The following is a 3,142-nucleotide window of genomic DNA, read 5'->3' on the forward strand; positions in this document are numbered from 1 at the left end:
GCGCTGAGCATCTCCGGCCAGCGACGGAGCGAGTCCACTCCGAGGGCGAACACCGCCTCCTCCCCCGGCCAGGCCTCGCTGAACGGGGCGAGCATGCCGCCGGCCACCCACGCCGCGGCAGAGGAGGGCACCCCGTCGGGGCCGGAGTCGTCAGGCTCGTGGATCACCACCTCCGCGACCAGCCTGGTCCTGGCGGCCGACCACGCGCAGGCCAGCCCGATCACCGAACCGCCGATCACGACGAGGCGGCGGGTGCCGATGCTCGGGAAGGGAGGTCCGGTATCGGGAGTCACGTCGTTCACCCTAGTGGGGCCATCGCCTACGGTTACGCACATGACCGCCCGCGCCGATCGACTCCGCTCCCGCCTCGCAGATGCCCGGCTCTACCTCTGCATCGACGCGCGACGACACCTCGACGAGCAGGCGCGCGCGCAGGGGTGGTCCGGCGACTTTCCAGCGCTGCGTAGGGACGTCGCCGCAGCGCTGGCCGGAGGTGTGGACATCGTGCAGCTCCGGGACAAGAACTCTCCCGGCGAGCGCGACGGCGGGCCGCTGGAGGCCGCGCACGAACTGCGGGCCCTGGCGGTGATGCGCGAGGCGTGCGACTCGCACGAGGCGCTGCTGGCGGTCAACGACCGGGCCGACGTGGCGGCGGCGTCGGGGGCGGACGTGCTGCACCTGGGGCAGGACGACCTGCCCGTGGAGTGGGCGCGCCGCGTGGCCGGAGAGGACGTGGTGATCGGCCTGTCGTGCCACGCCCCGGGAGAGGTCGACGCGGCGGCCGGCAACCCACTCGTGGACTACTTCTGCACCGGTCCTGTGTGGCCCACCCCGACCAAACCCGGCCGCCACGCCCCGGGCCTGGACCTGGTGAGGCACGCGGCCGCGCGAGGAGACCGCCCCCGCGGCACGCCCTGGTTCGCCATCGGCGGGATCGACCGCCGGAACCTGACCGAGGTACTGGCAGCGGGAGCGCGACGGGTGGTGGTGGTCCGCGCGATCACCGAGGCGGCCGACCCCACTACGGCGGCGCGCGCGCTCCGCGCCGAACTGCGCTGACACGACGCGTCGAGGCAGCCCCGGCAGCCCCCGGGGGAACCCCGGTCAGCCGACGAGCACACTGTCGCCCGGCCGGCGTCCCACCTCAGTCCGTGAGCTCCTTGGTGAGTGTTCTGCGCAGAACCTGACGGGGTTTGGCCTCGAGGTCGTCCCCACCTCGTCGTCGTCGCCCTCTCCGGCCCCAGGAGTCCGGCGCCAGGCCGGGCACGAGCGTGAGCACCCTCCCCAGTCCGCGTGCGGGCCATTCCACGTGTGCATGCTCCACCTTGACGGTGGCGCGGCGACCGCGCAGCACCAGGGTCATGACCCCGTTGTGGAACCAGACGCCGTCGGTGACGTCCCACCTGACCTGTGGATCGCGCACCCCCACAGCATCGGCGAGCCGGCGGGTCAGTGCGGGCGCGGGATTCCGGACCGAGATCCGGTTGACCATCCGGATCGACTTCTGTAGAGGATTGCGGAACGGCGACATGACCAGTTGGTGGACCCTGGTGGGCGAGTCGCGCACCCGGGGCGCGGTGAGCTGGACCTCCTCGAGGTACGAGCAGTGGACGTCCCCGCCCAGCATGAGGATCGACGCGGGCGGCCGGCCGTGATCCCCGGCCGCGACCTCGGTGAGCAACCCGATCAGGTCGTCGAAACTGTTCCGGAACGCCGCCCAGTGTTCGAGGTCGACTGTCAGGCGCACCCACTCACCGATCCGGGCGGACAGCGGCTTGTCCGGCCGGTCGCGGCTCACCGCCTCGTTCCACCCCTCGAGATGGTGCAGTGCCGGCAGCATGAAGGCGGGCAGGGACGACGCGATCACCAGGTGGTCGACCTCGGCCGCCAGGCACGCCTCCCGCGCCCACTCCCACTCCCGGGGATCCATCACTCGTCGGTCACCGGGGTCCAACCGACGAGAGGCGCGCACGTCGAGCATCACCACCCGCACCCGCCCGAAGTCGCGGCGGAAGCTCCACCGCGCGGTGTCGCGGTCGGCGTCGGCGGACAGGGCGAAATCGTCGAGGATCCCCTCGCGTTCGGCATCGGAGCCCGCAGCCCGCACCGCCTGGTACACCGCGTCGGCCTCCAGCTCCCACGGCGCGAGATTGCCCAGGTGCTGGTAGACGAAGTAGCTGGCGAAAGCCCCCTTCACGCGCTCAGGCCACCACGGCTGGGCCGTCATCTCCCGGCGCCACGCGTACGAGGAGTTCCAGTCGTCGCGAAGATCGTGGTCGTCGAGGATCATGCAGCTGGGCACGGTCGAGAGCAGCCAGCGGACATCCGGATCCCGCCACGACTCGTGGTACAGCCAGGAGTACTCCTCGAAGTCACAGATCTCCCCGGACACGTCCCGGTCACCGCCGTCCCCGGCGGAGTCGCGCACCGACCGCGGCCCCTGGCCGGCACTGCGACGGGCGGCCAGCCGCTCGGTGATCTCGCGGCTGGGGATGTCGGCGTACACCTGGTCGCCGAGCAGCAGCATGGCATCGGGCCAGTCGGCGTGCGGCGTGCGGGCCATCTGGTGCGCCAGCGCGACCAGCGCGTCGGCCCCGATCCGGCGCAACGCCACCGGGGTCTGGCTCTCACCCCGTCGACAGGACCCGAAGGCCAGGCGGACGGTGTCATCGGCCCTCGGGGTGCGGATGACGCTGGGGCGCTCCGGTTCCACGGGCCAGGCGGCCGCGCCGTCGAGCGCCACCTGGTACGGCGTCCGGGCCCCCGGCTCGAGATCACGCAGGTGCAGCACCGCGAAGTGGTGGCCGTGGACTCCCCACGATCGCTCGGAGGCCTCGCTGTCCCCGGCCCGGATCGTCACCGTGCACGGCGCGGACACCTCGAGCCACACCGTCGCGTCCGTGCTGTCGACGTACCGCAGCATGGGTCCGACCAGGATCTCGGGCGGCGTGGGGGGCTGGTTCATTGCACCAGTGTGCACCCGGCCCGCGGCGTGCCGGGTGGGACGGTAGCGGAAGGGGTGCAGACCCTGGTCGACCAGGGCCCCGGGCGCAGACCCTAGTCGAGCAGGACGCGGGGGCCGACGGCGACGACGCCCTGCGGCAGTCTGGCCCGCAGCCCCCGGTCGGCCGTCACCACGACC

General features: G+C 72.5%; 3 protein-coding genes. 1 reads left to right on the forward strand and 2 read right to left on the reverse strand.

Going from position 1 to position 3,142, the window contains the following annotated elements; genetic code table 11:
* The coding region (locus IY392_RS14720) for an FAD-dependent oxidoreductase (RefSeq protein WP_194861612.1) at positions 1 to 293 on the reverse strand (293 nt) is incomplete at its 3' end.
* Positions 294 to 333: 40 nt separating this feature from the next.
* Between IY392_RS14720 and thiE the strand changes: the two genes are divergently transcribed.
* The gene (thiE, locus tag IY392_RS14725) at positions 334 to 1,059 is read left to right on the forward strand and encodes a thiamine phosphate synthase (RefSeq protein WP_194861613.1); all 726 of its coding nucleotides are present in this window, start codon (positions 334 to 336) and stop codon (positions 1,057 to 1,059) included.
* 85 nt (positions 1,060 to 1,144) lie between these two features.
* Here the strand turns inward: thiE and IY392_RS14730 are convergent, their stop codons facing one another.
* Positions 1,145 to 2,965: an alkaline phosphatase D family protein gene (locus IY392_RS14730; protein WP_194861614.1), complete on the reverse strand. Its 1,821-nt coding sequence runs from the start codon at positions 2,963 to 2,965 to the stop codon at positions 1,145 to 1,147.
* Positions 2,966 to 3,142: the final 177 nt, after the last annotated feature.

The sequence above is a fragment of the Dietzia sp. SYD-A1 genome (assembly GCF_015356725.1).
In the GTDB taxonomy this organism is placed as follows: Bacteria; Actinomycetota; Actinomycetes; order Mycobacteriales; family Mycobacteriaceae; genus Dietzia.